Origin of the sequence: Streptomyces sp. P9(2023) (assembly GCF_032436795.1) — a bacterium.
Classification (GTDB): domain Bacteria; phylum Actinomycetota; class Actinomycetes; order Streptomycetales; family Streptomycetaceae; genus Streptomyces.
This window is the reverse complement of the sequence record NZ_JAUPWM010000054.1, coordinates 1-19,747: the sequence shown is the minus strand read 5'-3', so window position 1 is coordinate 19,747 and position 19,747 is coordinate 1. Positions and strand designations below refer to the sequence as shown.

Sequence of the window (19,747 nt, the reverse complement as noted above, 5' to 3'; positions counted from 1 at the left end):
GCGACCCTAACGAGGAGTACTGACACCTGCGAGGGTGTTCTCCGCTTTCCGCTACTTCCTGCGGTTACTTCCTGTGGAAAAGCAGGTCGTGCACGAGATGGCCCTTGTTCAGGCCCTGCCCCTCGAAGCGGGTGAGGGGGCGGAAGTCCGGGCGGGGCGCGTAGCCGCCGTCGGGCCGGGTGTTCGCGAAGTCGGGGTGGGCGGAGAGGACATCGAGCATCTGCTCGGCGTACTCCTCCCAGTCGGTGGCGCAGTGCAGGACGGCGCCGGGCTTCATCCGGGTCGCGAGCAGGGTGAGGAACTCGGGCTGGATCAGGCGCCGCTTGTGGTGGCGCTTCTTCGGCCAGGGGTCCGGGAAGTAGACGCGGCAGCCGTCCAGGGCGTCGGGGCGGAGCATCTCGCGGAGCAGGATGATCGCGTCGCCGTTGGCGACCCGGACGTTCTCCAGACCGCCCCGGTCGGCGAGACCGAGCAGGTTGCCCTGGCCGGGGGTGTGGACGTCCACGGCGAGGATGCCGGTGCCGGGGTCGGCGGTGGCCATCTGGGCGGTGGCCTCGCCCATGCCGAAGCCGATCTCCAGGACGACGGGCAGCCCGCCGAACATCTCGTTCAGGTCGAGGACGCGCTTGCCGTCGATGTCGAGACCCCAGTCGGGCCACCGCTTGAGCATCGCCTCGGCCTGCCCGGTGGTGACGCGGCTACGACGCGGCTGGAAGCTACGGATCCGCCGCTCGTGATGCGACCCGGCAGGATCGGGCAAAGGCCCTTCCCCAGCGGCGAACCGCTGACTGCCGCGCTGGAAGACGGGCGGCTCGACAGGGGCGACGGTTTCACGGATCTCAGACACAATGAGCCCAATTCTACGGTGCCCGCCGTGGCGGGCCGTATGGTCACAAGAACGCCAGGGCCCTGCGGGCCACCTCGCGGCCGATCGGCAGGGACGCCGTCGCCGCAGGCGAAGGCGCGTTCAGGACGTGGACCGTCCGCGCCGCCTCGCGGATCAGGAAGTCGTCCACCAGCGTCCCGTCCCGCAGCACCGCCTGCGCCCGGACCCCCGCCGCCGCCCGCCGCAGATCCGTTTCCTCCACCGACGGCAGCAGCCGCCGCACCGCCTCCGTGAACGCCCGCTTCGACAGCGACCGCCGCAGCTCACCCGCGCCGTACCGCCAGTGCTCCCGGGCGATCTGCCACGACCCCGGCCACGCCAGCGTCCCCGCCAGCTCGCCGGGCCGGACGACCGACCAGTCGTACCCCTCCCGCGCCAGCGCCGGCACCGCGTTCGGCCCCACGTGCACGCCGCCGTCGACGCCCCGGGTCAGATGGACCCCGAGGAAGGGGAAGGCCGGGTCCGGGACGGGATAGACCAGGCCCCGGATCAGCGACGGATCGGCCAGCTCGTAGTACTCGCCCCGGAAGGGCACGATCCGCATCCCCGGATCGTCCCCGGCAAGCCGCGCCACCCGGTCGCAGTGCAGCCCCGCGCAGTTCACGAGGACCCGCCCCCGCACCACCGCCCCGCCCGCCGTACGGACCGCGACACCCCAGGGCCGGCGGTCGACGGCGGTGACCTCGGAGCCGTACCGGATCCGTGCCCCGGACGCCTCGGCGAGCTGCGCCGCCACCGCTCCGTAGTCGCAGATCCCGGTCGTGCCGACATGGATCGCGGCGAGGCCCCGCACGTTCGGTTCGTACGCGGCGATCTGCGCGGGGCCCAGCTCCCGCACCGGGATGCCGTTCTCCCGGCCGCGCTGCACGAGCGCGTGCAGCCGCGGCAGCTCGTCGCGGTGGGTCGCGACGATCAGTTTTCCGGTGACCTCGTGGGGCAGCCCGTACTCGGCGCAGAACTTGACCATCTCGGCCGCGCCCCGGACGGCGAACCGTGCCTTGAGGGAGCCGGGGCGGTAGTAGATCCCGCTGTGGATCACCCCGCTGTTCCGTCCGGTCTGGTGGCGGCCCGGGCCGTGCTCCTTCTCCAGGACCGTGACGCGAGTGCCGGGCGCGGCACGCGTCAGGGCGTACGCCGTCGACAGACCGACGATTCCGCCGCCGATCACGATCACGTCGCAGTCGACGTCGTGCGATGACACCTGCATCACCTCCCACCCCGATAGTGCACTGGCCCACTGACAGAACGGCTAAACCCACTGGGACACGCGTCACCCCGGGATGTCCCCGAGATCATCATGTGCTCGTCCCCGGCTCACGCCGAGGTCGCTCCCGGGCCACTCCAGGGTCACTTCGGGGTCACCCCGGCACTCGGTGCCGCCGGCCCTCCGGCCCCCGGATCACGCCGGGGTCATCAGCAGAGGGCGGGCCCGCTCCCGTAGTTCCATGACCCTCGGTTCGTCCCCGTACGGTTCGAGCCGGTGCAGCAGGTCCCGTACGTACTCGGTGGTGCGGGCGGACGAGATCCGGCCGGCCACCTCCACCGCGCGCGTGCCCGCCGCGCAGGCCGCGTCCAGGTTGCCCGACTCCAGCTCCGCGACCGCCGACACCACGAGCCGCAGCCCGTGCGAGCGGACGAACTCCTCCGTCGGCCGGGACAGCGCCTGCTCCGTGAAGCGCCGCACCTGGCGGGGCGCCTTCAGGTCCCGGTAGCACTCGGCGGCGTCCGCGCAGAACCGGTCGTACGAGTAGAAGCCCAGCCACGACGGGTCGGCGTCGCCCTCCCGCGAGCGCTCCAGCCAGCCCTCGGCCGCCTTGAGCGCCGCCGCGGCGGCCGTGCCGTCGTTGGCCTTCGCGTGCGCGCGGGCCTCGACGAGCCGGAAGAAGGACATGGTGCGGGCGGTGGCGAGCCCGCGGTTGCGCTCCAGGGCGGCCTGGGCGAGGTCCACGCCCTCGTCGGCGAAGCCCCGGTAGGTTGCCTGGAGGGACATGGAGGCGAGGACGTAGCCGCCCAGGGGCACGTCGGCGGCGGCGCGGGCGAGGCGCAGCGCCTGGATGTAGTAGCGCTGGGCGGCTTCCTGCTGGCCGGTGTCGAACGCCATCCAGCCGGCGAGGCGGGTCAGCTCGGCCGTCGCGCCGAAGAGCGCGCGGCCGACCTCGTCCGAGTACGAGCCGAGCAGCAGCGGCGCGGCGTCGACGCGTAAGCACTCCGGAACCATCGAGGAGCGCCAGTCGCCGCCGCCGTACTTGGAGTCCCAGCGGCGCGCGTCCTCGGCGGCCTCCCGGAGTTTGGAGACGTCGCTGTGCCCCACGCGCGCGTGGAGGCCGGATTCGGGCCCGTCGGCCGCCACCGGGGCCGCCTCCGCGGGCTCGACCAGGCGCTCGACGGAGGAGTCGGCGGGCGTTATCAGCCACCGGGAGGCGGGCGTCGCGTACGCGCTCACCGCGAAGGAACCGGCCAGTGACTGCCAGATCCCGCCGCCACCGGCCCGGCGGCCGGCGAGGTCGAGCCGGTAGAGCTCGGTGGCCGAACGGACCGCCTCGCCCACGTCGCGCGGGAACGCGAGGCCCACTTCGGGCGCCGGGTCGGCGTCCGCGAGCCCGATCTCGTGCAGCGGCACGGGACGGCCCAGCTTCTGGCCGATCGCGGCCGCGATCAGATGCGGGGCCGCGCCCTGGGGCACCATGCCCTTCGACACCCAGCGGGCCACCGACGTCTTGTCGTAACGAAGCGTCAGCCCGCGCTGCGCGCCGAGGTCGTTGACGCGCCGGGCGAGGCCGGCGTTGCTGATTCCCGCGAGGGCGAGAACCGTGCCGAGCTTTTCGTTCGGCCCGCGTTGCTCCCTGGACATGACGCCACCCCTCGACCACCCAGACGGCCGCCACGACGCCGGGCATAGGCGTGCGGCATTCGTAAACACAGCGTAGTTCGCCGCATCCCGACCGTTAAGGGGCGGAGTTCCGTATGGCGGGATTGTTGTGGGAACAGACGGATGGCCGACAGTTGGCGTAGCGGCGTCGGCGGTCCCGGCGCCGGACGGCGTGCTTGGGGAGCCGTTGGAGCGCCATGGGGGAGCCCTTGGGGATCCCCCCGGAGAGCCCCCGGAGATCGCCCGGAGAGCCTCCGGGGCGCTCGCGGGGCGCCCCGGGGCGCGTGCTCCGGGTGTGTGGCCGTGCGCCTGGCCGTGCGCTCTCGTCCGGTCGGCGGGCGGGCGCTTCCATGAGTGCTGCGTGGGTCGGCCCATCGGCGGTGAACCGGTGGGCTGGGGGATACCGTCGCCCCGCTCCCCGCGGGCGGCGGACGGCTCCGGGAGGCGGACAGCGCCTCCCGGACTGCCGACGGCCCGTGGCGCCGGGGCGGCGCCGGGGCGGCGCCGGGGCGGCGCCGGGTACGTGCCGGGTCCGTGCGGGGTTCGCGCCGCGTCCCGGCCGCGTCCGCCCTGGGCCCGCGCCGGTGCGCGCGCTGGGGTCCGCCCGTGGGTCCGTCCTTGGGGCCTTGTAGGGGTAAGCGCCGGGTCCACACCGGGCTCCGCCCCCGCACTCCCCCCGCACTCCCCCCACTCTCCCCCGGCTCCGTCCCGGCTCAGTCCCGGATCCGCGGCCCCGAGATTGGCCGAATGCCGACGGTCGTCGAATCGGGACCAACTGGCCCATGCCAGGGGCGCATTCGCATTCGCGTGCGCGACCCCGGAGCCCCCTCCGCGCGCTCTTGTCGTGGCAGCATGTTCCTCCAATGAACCGACGTGGAGGCGCCGATGCGATGGCTGGTGGGCTGGAGCAGTGCCGCCGCGAGCTTCGCCCCTACGGGCAGGGCCGGTACGGCCGGTGCCGTGGCGGACCCGGCGTCCGAGGGACGCACGCTGCAGCCGGTCGGCGCGCAGCTGCTGTGGGGTGACCCCGACCCGCTGTGGGCGGTCGGCGACTGGCGCCCCGACGAGGTCCGCGTGATCAGCATCGACGCGCACACCCGCCTTGCCGTCCTGGGCTGTTGTGCCGCGAGCGACGAGGAGCTGCGGGTCGGGCTGCTCACCGCGCGCGGGGGCGCGCTGCGCCATCTCACCGCCTGGGCGGGCAGCTACACGGCGGTCGTCCAGGTCGGCCGTCGTGTCACCGTGACCGGTGATCTGGCGGGCGCGCGGCCGGTGTTCCACACCCCGTGGGCGGGCGGCACGGCGTACGCGACGGCCGCCCTGCCCCTCGCCGACCTCGTCGAGGCCCAGCTCGACATCGGGCACCTGGCCGCGCTGCTCGCCTGCCCCGAGACCCCGGAGGCGCTGCGCGACTCCACACCGTACGAAGGGGTGCGGCGGGTTCCGCCCGGCCACGCGCTGATCCTGCGGGAGGGCTCGCGCGAGATCACCGGGTACGAAGCGGTGGCCTCGCTCGCCGTCGCGGCGGCCGAGGTCGAGCCGCGGCGGGCGGTGGAGGGCGTACGGGACGCACTGATCGATGCCGTACGGGCCCGGCTCACCGCCCCCCGGCACGCACCGGAGTCACCCCTTCCGGACCCGGGGCCGGTGCCCGGCATGGGGCCCGCCGACCGGCGGGCGGCCCGGGGCGGCGGCCCGGCGCCCGGGATCGGGGCGGATCTGTCCGGCGGCAGCGCGTCCGGCACGCTCGCGCTGCTTGCGGCGGGCTTGCCGGGGGTGCCGGGAACGGTCCTCGGCCACGGCACGGGTGCGGGGGAACGGCTGCTCGCCGTCACGTTCAACGACCTCACGGCGCAGGGAGGTTCCGACCGGGAGGACGAACTGGAGCGGGCCCGGACGATCGCGGCCAACCCGCGGCTGCACCACGTGGTCGTGGCGGCGGGCGCGGAGGCGCTGCCGTACGCGGAGCTGGAGGGGCCGCTGACCGACGAGCCCGGCCCTTCGCTGGTCGTCGCCGACCGGCACCGGCGGCGGCTCGCGGGCGGCAGCGCGGACCACTTCACGGGCCTGGGGGCCCGTCAGGTCCTGGACGCGCACCCGGCGCGCCTGGCCGACCTGCTGATGGACCGCCGGCGCAGGCCGCTGCTGCGTCCGGTGACTGCACTGGCGAAGGCGACGGGCCCGTCGGCGGGTTCGCTGCTGGTCCCGCTGACGGTGTACCGGGCGGCGCGCCGGCTCGCCCGTACCCCGTACCGGTCCGGCCTGGAGGCGGCGGCGACGCAGCTGCTCGACGCGAACCGGCCGGGGCCGGGCGCCTTCGGTCCCGTGGAGGCGTCGCTCTCCGCCCTGACCTGGTCGCGGCCGGGGCCTGCGGCGCGGTGGCTGACGGGGGAGGCGCTCGCTGAAGTATCGGTTCGCCTGACCCGCGCGGCGACGCTGCCGACGTCGGTGCAGCGGCCGGGCGAGGCACGCGCGCGTGCGGCGCTCGCCCGCGCGGCGGCCGACCACCGGGTCCTGGAACAGGCGGCCGAGATCCGCGGCCAGCGGCTGCACGCGCCGTTCCTGGACAACCAGGTGGTACGGGCCTCCCGCGACCTCCCCGAATCGCTCCGGGTCCAGCCGGGCGCCCGGGCGTCCGTCCTGCGCACGGTCCTCGCGGGCGCGGGCGTCCACGGCCTCCCGCCGGGCTGGGGCGCGCCGAACCCGGCGGTCCCGGCGTCGGCCGTCCGCGCGGGCCTCCGCGCGGCCCTCCCCGACCTGCTGGCCCTCTTCGACGCCCCGCTCCTCGCCGACGCGGGCCTGATCGAGGCCCGCGTGGTCCGCAAGGCCCTCCACGCGGCGGCCGACGGCGACCCGATCCCCCTGGACGGCATCGCCGACCTGGTCTCCACCGAACTCTGGCTGCACCGCCTCCTCGCCCGCCGAGGCACCTGCTGGACAGGCACAGCGGCCCCCCGCCAACGCACGGCGGTGGTAGGCCCGCTGGTACCGGCGACGAGGAGGTCCCTGCCGGCGTGAGGGGGGCGGCGGTGCCGGGGGTGGCGAAACGTAGCAGCACGCTCGTTCGAGTGAACGTCATCCCGATTCCGGCCCGCCGTGCGGCCTACGCTGGGAGCGTCGCACTCGAGCGAAGGAGGTCCGTCATGGCGATGCCGCTGCCGGTTCCGGGGGATGAGTTTTCCGATGACGTCGAGCCCGATCACGAGGGTGCGAGCGTGGACCAGACCTTCCAGCTGTTCAGTGCGGCGGCCCCTAAGGGCTGGCGCGTGGAGCTGATCGAAGGGGAGATCTACGTGGTACCTCCGGCCAACGGGCACCATGAGGAGATCGTGTCGGAACTCAGCGGGCAGTTCCGCGACCACGACAAGGGCACCGGCCGCTATACCGGCATCGGCTTGTCCCTGCCTGGCACCTCCGACACGATCCGCGTCATTCCTGACCTTGTCATTGCCCCCAAGGGAAGCTTCGACGACCAGCAGGAGTGGCACGCACCCGACCCCGTCCTTCTGGTCGCCGAGGTGACGTCTGCGTCCACCGCGAGCCGCGACCGGGTCCAGAAGATCCGCGGCTACTCCCGCGCCGGAATCCCCCTCTACCTGCTGATCGACCGCGACGCGGGTGAAGTCATCGTCTGCTCCAGCCCCGTGGGCGACGACTATGCACACAAGTCCAGCCACAAGCTGGGGATGCCCGTGCCGCTCCCGTACCCCCTCGGCTTCGAGATCGACACCTCCGAGTTCTGACGTCTCGCGCCACACCCGGGTAAACCCCGAGGCGCGCCGCCCCGTGCGCGGCGACAATGGCCCGCGTGCGGTATCTGATCCTCGGTTCCACCCTCGCGCTCGACGAACGCGGCACGCCCCTTCCCCTGGGCGGTGCCCGGCTGCGGGCGTTGCTCGCCGCGCTCGCGCTGCGCGGCGGGCGGGCCGTGACCGTTCCCGAGCTGGTCGAGGACGTGTGGGGCGACGAGCCGCCGCACGACGCCCCCGCCGCCCTCCAGGCCCTCGTCGGGCGGCTGCGCCGGGTCCTCGGGCGGGCGGCCGTCGAGTCCACGCCCGGGCCCGGCTACCGCCTCGTCGCGCGGCCGGACGACATCGACCTGTACGTCTTCCAGCGCCACGCCCGTGACGCCGCCGCCCGCCTCGACGCCGACGACCCCGACAGCGCCGCCGGCCTCCTCCGTACCGCCCTCGCCCTCTTCCGGGGCCCCGCGCTCGCCGACCTGCCCGAGCACGCGCGCGTGCGGCCCGAGGCGCAGCGGCTCGCCGCCGTACGCCGGCGCGTCGAGGCCGACCTCAGGCGCGGCGCCGTCGACGGACTCGTACCGGAGCTGACCGAGCTCACCGACGCGTACCCGTACGACGAAGGCTTCCGCGCCCAACTCGTCCGCGCCCTGCGGGCCGAGGGCCGGCAGGCCGACGCCCTCGCCGCGTACGAGGCCGCCCGCCGCGCGCTCGCCGACGGGCTCGGCACCGACCCCGGCGCCGAACTCACCGCACTCCACCGCGAGCTCCTCCGACCGGCAGCGCCCCCACAGCCCCGCGAGACCGGGAACATCCGGCGCCGCCTCACCTCCTTCGTCGGCCGCGAACCCGACCTCGCCGCCCTCCGCACCGACCTCACCCACTCCCGCCTCGTCACGCTCACCGGCCCCGGCGGCTCGGGCAAGACCCGTCTCGCGGAGGAAGCCGCCCTGGCGGCGCCGGCGCCCGACGACGGCTCCCCCGATGGCGCCGGCTCACCCGGCGCCGCCTGGCTCGTCGAGCTCGCGCCGCTCGACGACCCCGCCGACGTACCCGGCGCCGTGCTCTCCGCGCTGCGGCTCCGCGAGACCCACCTGATCAGCCGCGAGGGCCAGGCCCCCCAGGACGACCCGACCCACCGCCTGGTCGAGCACCTCGCGTCCCGCTCCCTCCTCCTCGTCCTCGACAACTGCGAGCACGTCATCGACGCGGCCGCCGCCCTCGCCGAGACCCTGCTCACCCGCTGCCCCCGGCTGCGCGTCCTCGCCACCAGCCGCGAGCCCCTCGGCGTCCCCGGCGAAACGGTCCGCCCCGTCGAACCCCTGCCGCCCGACCCGGCCCACCGCCTCTTCGCCGAACGCGCCCGCGCGGTACGCCCCGACTTCGCCCTCGCCGCCGAAGGGGCCCCCGGCGACGAGGACGCCGTCGACGAGATATGCCGCCGTCTCGACGGCCTCCCGCTCGCCATCGAACTGGCCGCCGCCCGCCTCCGCCTCCTCACACCCCGCCAGATCGCCGACCGGCTCGACGACCGCTTCCGGCTCCTCACCTCCGGCAGCCGCACCGTCCTGCCCCGCCAGCAGACCCTCCGTGCCGTCGTGGACTGGTCCTGGGACCTCCTCGACGCCGGCGAGCGCACCCTGCTCCGCCGGCTCTCCGTCTTCGCCGGCGGCTGGGACCTGGCGGCAGCCGAGGCCCTCGTCCCCAACGCCGCCGACCCCCTCGGCGCCCTCGTCGACAAATCGCTCGTCGTCGCCACGCCCACCGACGACGGCGAGATGCGCTACCGGCTCCTGGAGACCATCCACGAGTACGCCGTCGAACGCGCCGCCGAGCGCCCCGACGTCCGCGCCGCCGCCGAGGCCGCCCACACCGCGCACTACACGGCCCTCGCCGAGCGCGCCGAGCCCCTTCTGCGCTCGCGCGAACAGCTCCCCTGGATCCGGCGGATCGAGACCGACCTCGACAACATCCGCGCCGCCCTCCACCGCACGACCGTCACCGCCCCTGACGAAGCCGCGGCCCACCGCCTCGTCCTCGCCATCGGCTGGTTCTGGGGGCTGCGCAACTACCGCACGGAGGGCCTGGCCTGGACCGAGCGCGCGCTCCGCCTCGGCGAGGACCCCGACGATCCCGAAGACCCCCGCTACTGGCCCCGCATGCGGCTGCGCATGCTGTCCTTCTTCCTCGCCGTGGAGAACCGCAGCCCCGCCGACCTGCGCGAAGACCCCGAGCTCGGCGCGCTGGTACGCCGGGTGCGCGACGCCTTCCGCGAGCGGCCCGGACCCCGGTCGGCCCACTTTCCCGGGTTCCTGTGGCCCTTCACCGCGTACCTCACGGAGGACCACACCGTCATCCGCGCGATGCTCGACGCCGCCGTCGAGAACTGCCGCCGCCACGGCGGCGAGTGGGAGATCGGCGTCATCCTGATGTTCCGTACGCATCTGGTGATCGACATGCCCGGCGAGCTGCAGGGCGTGGACGACGACCTGGCCGAACTGCTCGTCCTGTCCCGCCGGGTCGGCGACCGCTGGATGCGGGCGCAGGTCGCGAGCGCGGCGGGCGAGGCGCACATGATGCGGGGCCGGCACGCGGAGGCGGCGGAGGCGTACGAAGAGGCCCTCGTCCTCGCCCGCGAGGTCGGCGCGCACGCCGAGTCCCCGTTCCTGATCGCCCGCCTCGCCGAACTCGCCTACCGCTCAGGTGACGTGCAGGCCGCCGAGAAGGGCCTGGACGAGGCCGAGGCGGAGGCCGACCGCCACCACGTGGACGACGTGGAGACGTTCGTCCGGTACATGAGGGCCGTGCTCGCCCTGTACCAGGGCGAGGTACGGACCGCCCGCGCGCACCTGGACGCCGCGAGCCGCCTGATACTCACCGGCAGTCCGCCGCCGCACTTCAACGCCGCCGTGACCGGGCTCGCCGCGCGGGTGTCCGCGGACGAGGGCGGGGGCGTCGAGGCGGTGGCGCAGGTGGTCGAGGCCCTGCGCGTCGCCCGACAGGCCCAGTGCGCCGAGTTCATCACGGCCCAACTGGGGGAGACGGTGGCCGCCGTACTCGCCCGGCAGAACGGAGCGCTCCCGCTCGCGGTCCGGGTCCTCGCCGCCGTCGACACCTGGCGCGCCGGCATCCCCCGCTCGGTCCCCGAACTCCGTGATGCGGAGTCCCTGATGACCCAGGCCCGCAACGAACTGGGCGAGACCGCCACGGCGAAGGCGTACGCCGAGGGCGCCCCGCTCACCCTCGACGAGGTGATCGCCCTGGTGGACGCGTACGAGGCGGAGCTCAGGCGCGGCTGATCCGGGACCGCGCCGCTCAGGCGCAGCTGATCCGGGACTGGGCCCAGTCCGCGACGGCGACGCGGCCCCACGGGGAGGTCTCCTCGACCACCAGGCGGATGGTCCTGCGGCCCGCGAGCCCGAGGTGCACCGGGATCGCGGGGTCGCCCGCCTGGACGACCTTCGAGCGCCAGAGGCGTTCGCCGTCGCCGTAGACGGAGAAGCGGACGCCCCCGAGGCCGAGCGGCGCGGTCAGGTCGTCGATGCCGACGAGCGCGTCGTAGCTGGTGCACTGCCGGTTGAGGTCGATCACGAGCGAGGACGGCGCGTGCACGCTCACCCCGTGCCCGTACCGCGTGCCGCCGATGGACAGGCCCTGGCGCTGCCACATCCAGCTGCTCTCACCGAGCCGGACCTCCGGCTTCGTACCGTCGCCGAAGACGCCGTAGTCCAGCTGGTTGACCTGGTAGACGGCGGGCGGGGCGGGCGGCGGAGTCGGCGTGGGGGTAGGCGTGGGCGTGGGGCTCGGCTTCGGCGGGGTGGGCGTCGGCGTGGGCTTGGGGCTCGGTTTGGCCGTCGGCTTCGGCTTCGGCTTAGGGGTGGGCGTCGGCGTCGGTGCGGGCGCCTCGACGGCCGGCGGCGCGGGCGGCGGCATCGGCTTGGGGGTCGGCTTCGGCGGCGGGGTCGGTTCCGGCGGTACGACGGGGGCGACGGCCGGCGGCGTGGGTTCGGGCTTCGCGACCGGCTGGGGGTCCCCGGAGAGCGCCCACACCAGACCGGCGGTCGCGGCGACGGCCACCGCCGCCGCGATGCCCGCCTTCACGGGGGCGCCGAGCCCCTCGGCCGCGGCGGCCCCGCCGGCCGTACTCGACGAGCCGGCCCCGGTCGCGGCGCCCGTCGCGGCGGCGGCCGCCCCGGCCCCGGCCGCGCCCGCGACGCCACCGGCCACGACACCCGCGGCCTTGAGCGAGAACCCGGCGGCGAACCAGCCGATGACGGCGACCGGCAGCAGCGCGGGGATCCCGGCGTTCACATGCTCCAGCTCACCCGCGGCGAGCCGGCACTTGGCGCACTCCTCCAGGTGTTTGCGCAGCCCGCGTTCGGCCCGCATCCGCAGGCCCCCGCGCGCGTACGCGCCGAGCCGGTCGGCGTAGCGGGCGCAGTCGCCGCCCGCCGTCAGGGACTGGCTGACGTGCGCCTGGAGGTAGGCCTGCTTGAGCCCCTCGCGGGCCCTGCTGGCGAGTACGGCAGTGGCGTTGGCGGTCAGTCCGAAGAGCGGCGCGACCTCGCTGGGAGACTCCTCCTCGACGGTGGTGTGCCACAGCACCGCCTGCCACCGCTCGGGCAGGGACCGGAACGCCTGCATGGCCAGCGACTGTTCGGCCTCGTGCATGGCCAGGACATCGGCGCCGAGATCGAGACCGGCCCCGAAGGACGCGTTCTGGTCGGAGACCTCGGACGAGCGGGCGGCCTCGGACGCGAACACGGCGAAGTCCTCGACCAGATGCTCGCGCTTCTGCGTCCGCGTCCAGTTCGCCGCGACCCGCCGGACCGTGGTCAGCAGGTAGGCCCGGACGGCCTGCTCGGGCCCCGCCCCGCCCCGTACCGCCTGGAGCGTGCGGGCGAACACCTCCGCCGTCAGGTCGTCGGCGGTGTGCGCGTCCCGGCAGCACGTCCTGGCGTACCGGCGCACGGCCTCGGAGTGGCGGCGGAACAGCTCTTCGTACGCGCTGTCGTCGCCGCCCCGCATCAGCTGGACGAGATCGGCGTCGGAGGGCGGCAGTTCGACCGGGGGCGGCAGGACGGTGTCGGGCTTGTCGGCGCCGTCGGCGGACCGTACGGACACGGCCTCGCGCTGCTGCGGCACACTCGGCTCGCCCGACTGCCCGCCCACGGCCGGGGCCGGAAGAGGTACCGAACCGGAGCCCTGAGCCTGGCCCTTGGGTCCGCCGGAGGCTCCTCCGGGTCCGCCCTGGCTCGGCACCTGCCGCGAAGGAAGGCCGCCGGTCCCCGTGCCGCCACCGTTGCCCAGCGGCTCGTCCCGACCGTCACCGCTCATCGCTGAAGCCCCCGTACACACGCTCAGACCCGAACACCGGCCAAGAGTGCCACAGAGCGATGGCGCGCTGAACTCCCGCGTCCACTTACCACTCGTCCGGGGCGACTTCCCGTATCCGGGCGTAACCGCTCACCCGTTCGTGCCATGCTCGACGGTCCGCCCGAACCAAGCTTCCCCAGCCCCGTGCCGCGGGGAACTACCGCGAGCGCAGGCCCTCCAGAAGGATGTCGAGGAGCCGCGCCGAGGCCGCCGCCTGCTGCGCCGCGTCCGGCAGCGCGGGCGCCGCCGTGGCTATGACGAGCAGGACGTCCGCCACGGTCACGTCCGCCCGCAGCTCGCCCGCCTCACGGGCCCGGTCCACCAGCCGCCCGACGACCTCGAGCAGCTCCGCCGTACCGGCGTCGTCCTGCTCGGCCCCCGGCACCGCGCGCGGCGCGACCACCCGGGGCTCGGCCTGGTCCGCGAAGCCGCGCTGGTGCGGCACCCGGGCCTCGTCGTCGGCGCTCGGCACCGGCAGCAGCAGGTCGTCCACGTCCACGCCCACCCGCAGGATCTGCGGCGGCAGCAGGCGCCCCGCGCCCGAGGCGACCGAGGTCCGCAGGAACCGGGAGAGCGCCGACCAGGGCTCGTCCTCATGCCCGAGGGCGCTCCGGGCCTGCTCGGTCAGCCGCGAGGTCTCCTCCTCGGCTATCCGGCGGACCAGCACGTCCTTGCTCGGGAAGCGGCGGTACACCGTGCCGACGCCGACCCGGGCCCGCCGGGCCACGTCCTCCATCGGCGCCCCGTAGCCGAGTTCGCCGAACACCTCACGCGCCGCGCGCAGCACGTGCTCCAGGTTGCGCTGGGCGTCCACCCGCAGCGGCGCCGACCGGCCGACCGAGGCCGCCGGTCCCACGCCCGCACCGACACCCGTACCCACACTTGTGTTCGTGCCCATGGCCGTGCCCACACCGGCACCGTTACCCGTACCCGTGCTCACACCCGCACCACGTCCGTCGAACGAACCGTCCGTCGTACCGACAACGGCCTGCCACCGCGAATCCTGCATGTGCATAAGCGTTCCCCCGCTCATGATGTCTCCCCCCGGAGACTCCCCGCCCTGCTGACACGGGGTCGGCTCACTGTGCGGCGCTCTGGTCGACGCGCCGCGAGCCGATACCCCGACGAGGTACGAACATAGTTGAGTCGAGGTCAATTCAGAAGGGGGAGTTCCGTACGGTGCGCCCCCCGATCGGAGCAAGGGCCTGAACTCTCCCGATTCCGCTCTCCCGCGCCACCCCCCACGCCCACTCTGACCTGCGTAAATCCCCCTGTACCCCCGGTGTGCGCCACCCCGCGCCCCCGCGCACCTCCGGTCACACAATTTGTCGGGCCTGTGGACAAACCCCGGACGGCGTTGCGTCATGGGACAGTGACCGAACCTGCGCGCATTCTCGTTGTCGGCGGTGGCTACGTCGGGATGTACACCGCGCTGCGCCTGCAGCGGCAGCTCAAGGCCGAGCTCAGAAGCGGTTCCGTCGAGATCGTGGTGGTCACGCCCGAGCCGTACATGACGTACCAGCCGTTCCTGCCCGAGGCCGCCGCCGGCTCGATCTCCCCGCGCCATGTCGTCGTCCCGCTCCGCCGCGTCCTGGACAAGTGCCGGATCACCATCGGCGAGGTCCACGCCGTCGACCACGCCAAGCGGACCGCGACGCTCTCCACCCTCGCCACCGAGGAGGAGGGCACCGGCAGGGAGCAGCTCACCTATGACGAACTGGTCATAGCGCCCGGCTCGATCTCCCGCACCCTCCCGGTCCCCGGCCTCGCCGACTACGCCATCGGCTTCAAGACCGTCGAGGAGGCCATCGGCCTGCGCAACCACGTCATCGAGCAGATGGACATCGCCTCCTCCACCCGCGACCCCGGCCTGCGCGACGCCGCCCTCACCTTCGTCTTCGTCGGCGGCGGCTACGCGGGCGTGGAGGCGCTCGCCGAGCTGGAGGACATGGCCCGCTACACCGCGCGGTACTACCACAACATCAAGCCGGAGGACCTGAAATGGGTCCTGGTCGAGGCCTCGGACCGGATCCTGCCCGAGGTCGGCGAGAAGATGGGCAAGTACGCGATCCGCGAGCTGCGCGGCCGCAACATCGACGTACGGCTAGGGACCCGGCTCGACTCCTGCGAGGACCGGGTCGCCGTCCTCAGCGACGGCAGCCGCTTCCCGACCCGTACCGTCGTCTGGACCGCCGGCGTGAAGCCCGCGCCGGTCCTCGCCGCCACCGACCTGCCGCTGAACGAACGCGGCCGGATCAAGTGCACCGCCCGCCTGACCGTCGAGGGCGTCGACCACGCCTGGGCGGCCGGCGACGCCGCGGCCGTCCCCGACATCACCGCGGACGAGCCCGGCAAGGAGTGCGCGCCGAACGCGCAGCACGCCCTACGCCAGACCAAGGTGCTCGCCGAGAACGTCGCCGCCTCCCTGCGCGGACAGCCGCTCAAGGAGTACGCCCACGCGTACGCGGGGTCGGTCGCCTCCCTCGGCCTGCACAAGGGTGTGGCCCACGTCTACGGACGCAAACTCAAGGGCTACCCGGCCTGGTTCATGCACCGCGCCTACCACCTCAGCCGCGTCCCGACGTTCAACAGGAAGGCCCGCGTGCTGGCAGAGTGGACCCTTTCCGGCCTGTTCAGGCGGGAGATCGTCTCGCTCGGCTCGTTGGAACACCCGCGCGCCGAATTCGAACTCGCGGCCGCGCCCCCGCCCCCCAAGAACGGCCCCAAGGACGGGCCCAAGGCCGGCTGACACCGATGTCAGTGCGGTCGGTCACACTGGACGTGTGACCATAGGTGGGCTCACACCTGCACAGAGTGACTCAGCACGGCCAACAAACCACGAGGCATACAGATCCGTGAACTTCACCCGTTGGAGCGCCCGACTCCCCGGCACGCAGCGCCGCACGGCGGCGCGGGGGACCGAAGGCTCCGTGCCCGCGGCCCGCGGTGAGTACGAACAGCAGCCTGAGCCCCTCCCCGACGAGGTCCCCACCCTGGAGGACTTCTCCGTACGGGAGATCATCGGCCGCCTCCCCGGCCTGGTCGCGCTCGTGCACGGCCCCGAACACCGCATCGCTTACGTCAACGACGCGTACGCAGCCGCCTTCGGCCCCCGCCCCGCCGGGGCCAAGGTCGCCGACGCCTGCCCCGAGGCCGAGGAGCTGGGCCTGCTGCCGCTCATGGACCAGGTCCTGCGCAGCGGGAAGCCCCGGACCGTCAAGTCCCGCAAGACCCAGGACGGCGGCTCGTACACGGTCACCTGCCTGCCGGTGGACTCCCCGCGCTTCGGGGGCGGCGCCGTCCTCGTGCACGCCGCCGACGTCACCGACCACGCCGAGGCCGCCGAGCGGCTGCGCGCCAGCGAGCGGCGCCACCGCGAGACCGCCGTCACCCTCCAGCGCTCCCTGCTCCCGCAGGAGCTGGAGCAGCCCGACGACCTGCGGATCGCCGCCACGTACCAGCCCGGCGGCACGGACGCGGCCGTCGGCGGCGACTGGTACGACGTCATCACCCTCGGCGCCGGCCGCACCGCCCTGGTCATCGGCGACGTGATGGGCCGCGGGGTGCGCGCCGCCGCCGTCATGGGCCAGCTCCGCACGGCCGTCCGGGCCTACGCCCGCCTCGACCTGCCCCCGCACGAAGTGCTCCAGCTGCTCGACGGCCTCGCCGCCGAGATCGACGCCAGCCAGATCGCCACCTGCGTCTACGCGGTCCACGACCCGAACGAGGGCAAGCTCGTCTACGCCTCCGCCGGCCACCTCCCGATCCTCGTCAGAGACGAGGACGGCTCGGTCCGCCGCGCCGAGGACCCCACCGGGCCCCCGCTGGGCACCGGCGGCTGGCTGCACACCTCCGGCGCGATCGCCCTGCCGCCGGGCTCCACCGCCGTCCTCTACACCGACGGACTCGTCGAGCGCCGCCGCGAGGACATCGACGAGGGCGTCGCCGCCCTGGAGCGCGCCCTGTCCGGGGCGCTCGGCACCCCGCAGGTCGTCTGCGACCGGCTGCTGCGCTCGCTCGGCGTCACCGCCGAACACGACGACGACGTGGCCGTACTGGTCGTCCAGCACCCGTCCCGCAAGGGAGCGGACGCGGAGCTCTTCCACAACGCTGCCCTGGAGCTGCTCGGGGGAGTGGAGGCGGCCCCACGCGCGCGTGCCTTCGCCTCGGGCGTCCTCTCCAGCTGGCGCTTCCCGATCGAGCTGCGCGACCTCGGCGTCCTCGCCACCAGCGAACTGGTGGCGAACTCCCTGCAGCACGGCACCCCGCCCATGCGCCTGCGGCTGCGCCGTACGGACCGGCGGCTGATCATCGAGGTCACGGACGGCGACGACCATCTGCCGCGCCGCCGCAGGGCGGAGACGGAGGACGAGGCGGGCCGCGGAATCTCGATCATCGCGACGATCGCCTCGTCCTGGGGAAGCCGCCGCACACCGGGCGGCGGCAAAGCGGTCTGGTGCGAGTTCGCCCTGCCCGACTAGGGCACGGGCTCAGGCGGCCGCGATCTCCTTCTCGGGCTGGTGCCGAGCGACGACCCGCGAGGTCCGGGCGGCCAGGGACGGCTGGTTCTGCACCGGCGTGAGCTGCTTGCCGAGCCGCACGGCCAGGTAGGTGATCCCGAGCGAGAAGAGCACGAAGGTCACGATGTACGGACCGTGCAGCGCGGCGCCCATGGGCCCGCCCACGGCCGGTCCTACGGCCAGCGCGAGCTGCTTGACCAGTGCGAACGCCGAGTTGTACTGACCGACCATCGACTCCGGAGCCAGGTCGGCCACCAGCGGCGCCACGGTCGGCGACAGCATCGCCTCGCCGAGCCCGAAGAGGGCGTACGTGGAGATGAAGGCGGCGGTCGCCATCGCCTGGCTGCCGTGCCCGAGCCCCGCGTACCCGGCGATCACCCACGCCACGGCCCAGATCAGACCGACGGCCGCGATCACCCGGGTCCGGCGCCGGCGCTCGACGAACTTCAGCACCACGAACTGGGCGACGACGATGACGGCCGTGTTGGCGGCGAGCGCGATCCCGAGCGTCGACGGCTCGATCCCGGCGGCCTCGGTGCCGTACGCCGCGAGACCCGACTCGAACTGTCCGTAGCAGGCGAAGAAGAGCACGAAGCCGAGGACGCACAGCTGCACCATGGCCTTGTGCCCGAGCAGCGCCCGGATGCCGCCGGGCTTGGACCCGGCCGGCCGGGTGGACTGGAGGGCGGGGGAGCCCGGCATCCGGACGGTCATCACGATGGCGCCGAGCACCAGGAACATGACCGCTTCGATGGAGAAGAGAAGCAGGAAGCTGTCCGGCCGGCTCGCGTCGACGAGCTGGCCGCCGATCAGACCACCGACGCCGAGCCCCAGGTTCTGCAGGAAGAACTGCATGGCGAAGGACCTGGTCCGGGTGGACGGGTCGGAGCACCAGACGATCATCGTCGCGAGCGCCGGCTGCATCACGGCCGTGCCGGCACCGAGCAGCGCGGCCGAACCGACCGCGGCGGGCACGCTCCCCGAGAGCCCCATGCCCAGCGCGCCAAGCGAGGCGAGCACGGCGGCCACGAGAAGAACGGGGACGGGCCCACGCCGGTCGATGGCCCGTCCGCTGAAGGGCAGGACGACGAGTGCGGCCATGGCGAAGACGGCGAGCACGATGCCCGCCGTGGTCGCGCCCAGGTCCCGCACCTGAGCGACGTACACATAGAGGTACGGAACGGTGAAGCCGAGTCCGAACGCGCTCAGCGCGCCGCCTGCCTGGATCCGGCGCATCGCTGCACCCATCGCCTTGGTCACGCTCACCCACTTCTGTCGCGGGTTCACCTCTGTAGGCCTGAACCCTGAAGACTTCGAAACTAAAATTCGATCCTTAACAATACACATGGAAGGACTTCAACGCCAACGAAGACTGTGGGACACTCCCCCCATGTCCGACACCCCCGAGCAGTCCGGCCCCCAGTCACCGCAGGAGCCGACCCTCGACGAGCAGATCGCGGCCTACCAGCGCGAGTACCGCGACCTGGACCCCCAGGTCGAGAAGGTGGTCTCCGCCCTCGGCCGGCTGAACCGCCGGATGAACGTGGCGTACGGCCGCCAGCTGTCCGACCTCGGCATCAGCAACGCGGAGTGGGAGGTCCTCAAGACCCTCGTCCTCGCCGGCGCCCCCTACCGCCTGGGCCCGGGCGAGTTGGCCAAGCGCCTCGGCCTGACCCCGGCCGCCATGACCCACCGCATCGACCGCATGGCGGGCGAGGGCCTGGTCACCCGCGACCGCGACGAGAACAACCGCGTCCGGGTGATCGTGGAGGTGACGGACGAGGGCCGCTCGAAGTGGCTCGAGGCGATGCGCATGGCGACGGACTTCGAGGAGGAGCTCCTCCAGGACCTGACGGTCGACGAGCGCGCCGGCCTCGGCGACATGCTGATCCGCCTCCTCCGCCGGGTCGAGCACACCCAGCCGGACGCGGGCGGCCGGCTCACGGACCTGGACTGACACCGGCCGCGAGCCACCCGGAAGGCTCACCGGCCGGGGGTTGACACGCCCCCGTCGTATCCGTAGTGTTCTCCGAGTTGTCACGGGGCCGGAACGGTTCTGCGACAGCCACTCCCGCCGCTGATGCGGCACCTCTACTCAGCGCGACCTCCCAGCCGGGAAGAATTTCGGCATGCCGAAATTCATTTCGAAAGACTCGATTATGAGTCGCCCGGGAAATCCGCTAGAGTTTGAGCGTCGGAACGGCCCAACAGCCGCGAAGACATCCCACTCTGACTGGGAATCAGGCCCGAAAGGATCTGATAGAGTCGGAAACGCCGGAAGGCCGAAACGGGAAACCGAAGAGGCCGGAAAGCACCGAGGAAATCGGATCGAAAAGGTCTGATAGAGTCGGAA

The 19,747-nt window shown here is 73.6% G+C and carries 12 protein-coding genes; 6 read left to right on the top strand and 6 right to left on the bottom strand.

Translation table 11 applies throughout. From position 1 onward, the window contains the following. Positions 1–64: 64 nt before the first annotated feature. The 3 genes from trmB to Q5762_RS35050 all read right to left on the bottom strand — a co-directional run bounded on the left by trmB (position 65) and on the right by Q5762_RS35050 (position 3,737). Positions 65–847, bottom strand: coding sequence for a tRNA (guanosine(46)-N7)-methyltransferase TrmB (trmB, locus tag Q5762_RS35060; RefSeq protein WP_315896365.1), 783 nt, complete (start codon positions 845–847; stop codon positions 65–67). A 43-nt stretch (positions 848–890) separates the two neighbouring features. Then, the gene (lhgO, locus tag Q5762_RS35055; protein WP_399495408.1) at positions 891–2,087 is read right to left on the bottom strand and encodes an L-2-hydroxyglutarate oxidase; all 1,197 of its coding nucleotides are present in this window, start codon (positions 2,085–2,087) and stop codon (positions 891–893) included. A gap of 198 nt (positions 2,088–2,285) precedes the next feature. Then, positions 2,286–3,737 (bottom strand): MFS transporter, encoded by a 1,452-nt coding sequence (locus Q5762_RS35050; protein ID WP_315896363.1) that lies wholly within the window; start codon positions 3,735–3,737, stop codon positions 2,286–2,288. Between the two features lie 903 nt (positions 3,738–4,640). Between Q5762_RS35050 and Q5762_RS35045 the strand changes: the two genes are divergently transcribed. The 3 genes from Q5762_RS35045 (at position 4,641) to Q5762_RS35035 (ending at position 10,797) form a co-directional block, all read left to right on the top strand. Continuing rightward, positions 4,641–6,773, top strand: a complete 2,133-nt coding sequence (locus Q5762_RS35045) for an asparagine synthase-related protein (RefSeq protein WP_315896362.1) — start codon at positions 4,641–4,643, stop codon at positions 6,771–6,773. Between the two features lie 131 nt (positions 6,774–6,904). After that, on the top strand, positions 6,905–7,498 hold the full coding sequence (locus tag Q5762_RS35040) for a Uma2 family endonuclease (RefSeq protein ID WP_315896376.1): 594 nt from the start codon (positions 6,905–6,907) through the stop codon (positions 7,496–7,498). Positions 7,499–7,563: 65 nt separating this feature from the next. Next, complete coding sequence (locus Q5762_RS35035) at positions 7,564–10,797, top strand: BTAD domain-containing putative transcriptional regulator (protein ID WP_315896361.1); 3,234 nt, start codon at positions 7,564–7,566, stop codon at positions 10,795–10,797. A 16-nt stretch (positions 10,798–10,813) separates the two neighbouring features. Here the strand turns inward: Q5762_RS35035 and Q5762_RS35030 are convergent, their stop codons facing one another. Together Q5762_RS35030 and Q5762_RS35025 are read right to left on the bottom strand one after the other, a co-directional pair. Further along, a complete protein-coding gene (locus tag Q5762_RS35030) occupies positions 10,814–12,835 on the bottom strand; it encodes a sigma-70 family RNA polymerase sigma factor (protein WP_315896360.1) in 2,022 nt (673 codons plus the stop codon). Positions 12,836–13,031: 196 nt separating this feature from the next. After that, the gene (locus Q5762_RS35025; protein ID WP_399495415.1) at positions 13,032–13,889 is read right to left on the bottom strand and encodes a TetR/AcrR family transcriptional regulator; all 858 of its coding nucleotides are present in this window, start codon (positions 13,887–13,889) and stop codon (positions 13,032–13,034) included. A gap of 405 nt (positions 13,890–14,294) precedes the next feature. Between Q5762_RS35025 and Q5762_RS35020 the strand changes: the two genes are divergently transcribed. Together Q5762_RS35020 and Q5762_RS35015 are read left to right on the top strand one after the other, a co-directional pair. Next, positions 14,295–15,623, top strand: coding sequence for an NAD(P)/FAD-dependent oxidoreductase (locus Q5762_RS35020; protein ID WP_399495413.1), 1,329 nt, complete (start codon positions 14,295–14,297; stop codon positions 15,621–15,623). A gap of 106 nt (positions 15,624–15,729) precedes the next feature. Further along, positions 15,730–17,355: a SpoIIE family protein phosphatase gene (locus tag Q5762_RS35015; RefSeq protein WP_315896357.1), complete on the top strand. Its 1,626-nt coding sequence runs from the start codon at positions 15,730–15,732 to the stop codon at positions 17,353–17,355. Positions 17,356–17,364: 9 nt separating this feature from the next. On the opposite strand, the gene Q5762_RS35010 is transcribed toward Q5762_RS35015, so the two are convergent. Continuing rightward, on the bottom strand, positions 17,365–18,642 hold the full coding sequence (locus tag Q5762_RS35010) for an MFS transporter (RefSeq protein WP_315896375.1): 1,278 nt from the start codon (positions 18,640–18,642) through the stop codon (positions 17,365–17,367). A 142-nt stretch (positions 18,643–18,784) separates the two neighbouring features. On the opposite strand from Q5762_RS35010, the gene Q5762_RS35005 reads away from it, so the two are divergent. Next, positions 18,785–19,351 (top strand): MarR family transcriptional regulator, encoded by a 567-nt coding sequence (locus Q5762_RS35005; protein ID WP_315896356.1) that lies wholly within the window; start codon positions 18,785–18,787, stop codon positions 19,349–19,351. Positions 19,352–19,747 lie beyond the last annotated feature (396 nt).

What these genes read in the sequence shown, in the direction of transcription:
- Q5762_RS35050 (WP_315896363.1), bottom strand. Translation starts at nt 3,737, where the DNA reads ATGTCCAGGGAGCAACGCGGGCCGAACGAAAAGCTCGGCACGGTTCTC.
- Q5762_RS35045 (WP_315896362.1), top strand. Translation starts at nt 4,641, where the DNA reads ATGCGATGGCTGGTGGGCTGGAGCAGTGCCGCCGCGAGCTTCGCCCCT.
- Q5762_RS35040 (WP_315896376.1), top strand. Translation starts at nt 6,905, where the DNA reads ATGCCGCTGCCGGTTCCGGGGGATGAGTTTTCCGATGACGTCGAGCCC.
- Q5762_RS35030 (WP_315896360.1), bottom strand. Translation starts at nt 12,835, where the DNA reads ATGAGCGGTGACGGTCGGGACGAGCCGCTGGGCAACGGTGGCGGCACG.
- Q5762_RS35025 (WP_399495415.1), bottom strand. Translation starts at nt 13,889, where the DNA reads ATGCACATGCAGGATTCGCGGTGGCAGGCCGTTGTCGGTACGACGGAC.
- Q5762_RS35020 (WP_399495413.1), top strand. Translation starts at nt 14,295, where the DNA reads ATGTACACCGCGCTGCGCCTGCAGCGGCAGCTCAAGGCCGAGCTCAGA.
- Q5762_RS35010 (WP_315896375.1), bottom strand. Translation starts at nt 18,642, where the DNA reads ATGGGTGCAGCGATGCGCCGGATCCAGGCAGGCGGCGCGCTGAGCGCG.
- Q5762_RS35005 (WP_315896356.1), top strand. Translation starts at nt 18,785, where the DNA reads ATGTCCGACACCCCCGAGCAGTCCGGCCCCCAGTCACCGCAGGAGCCG.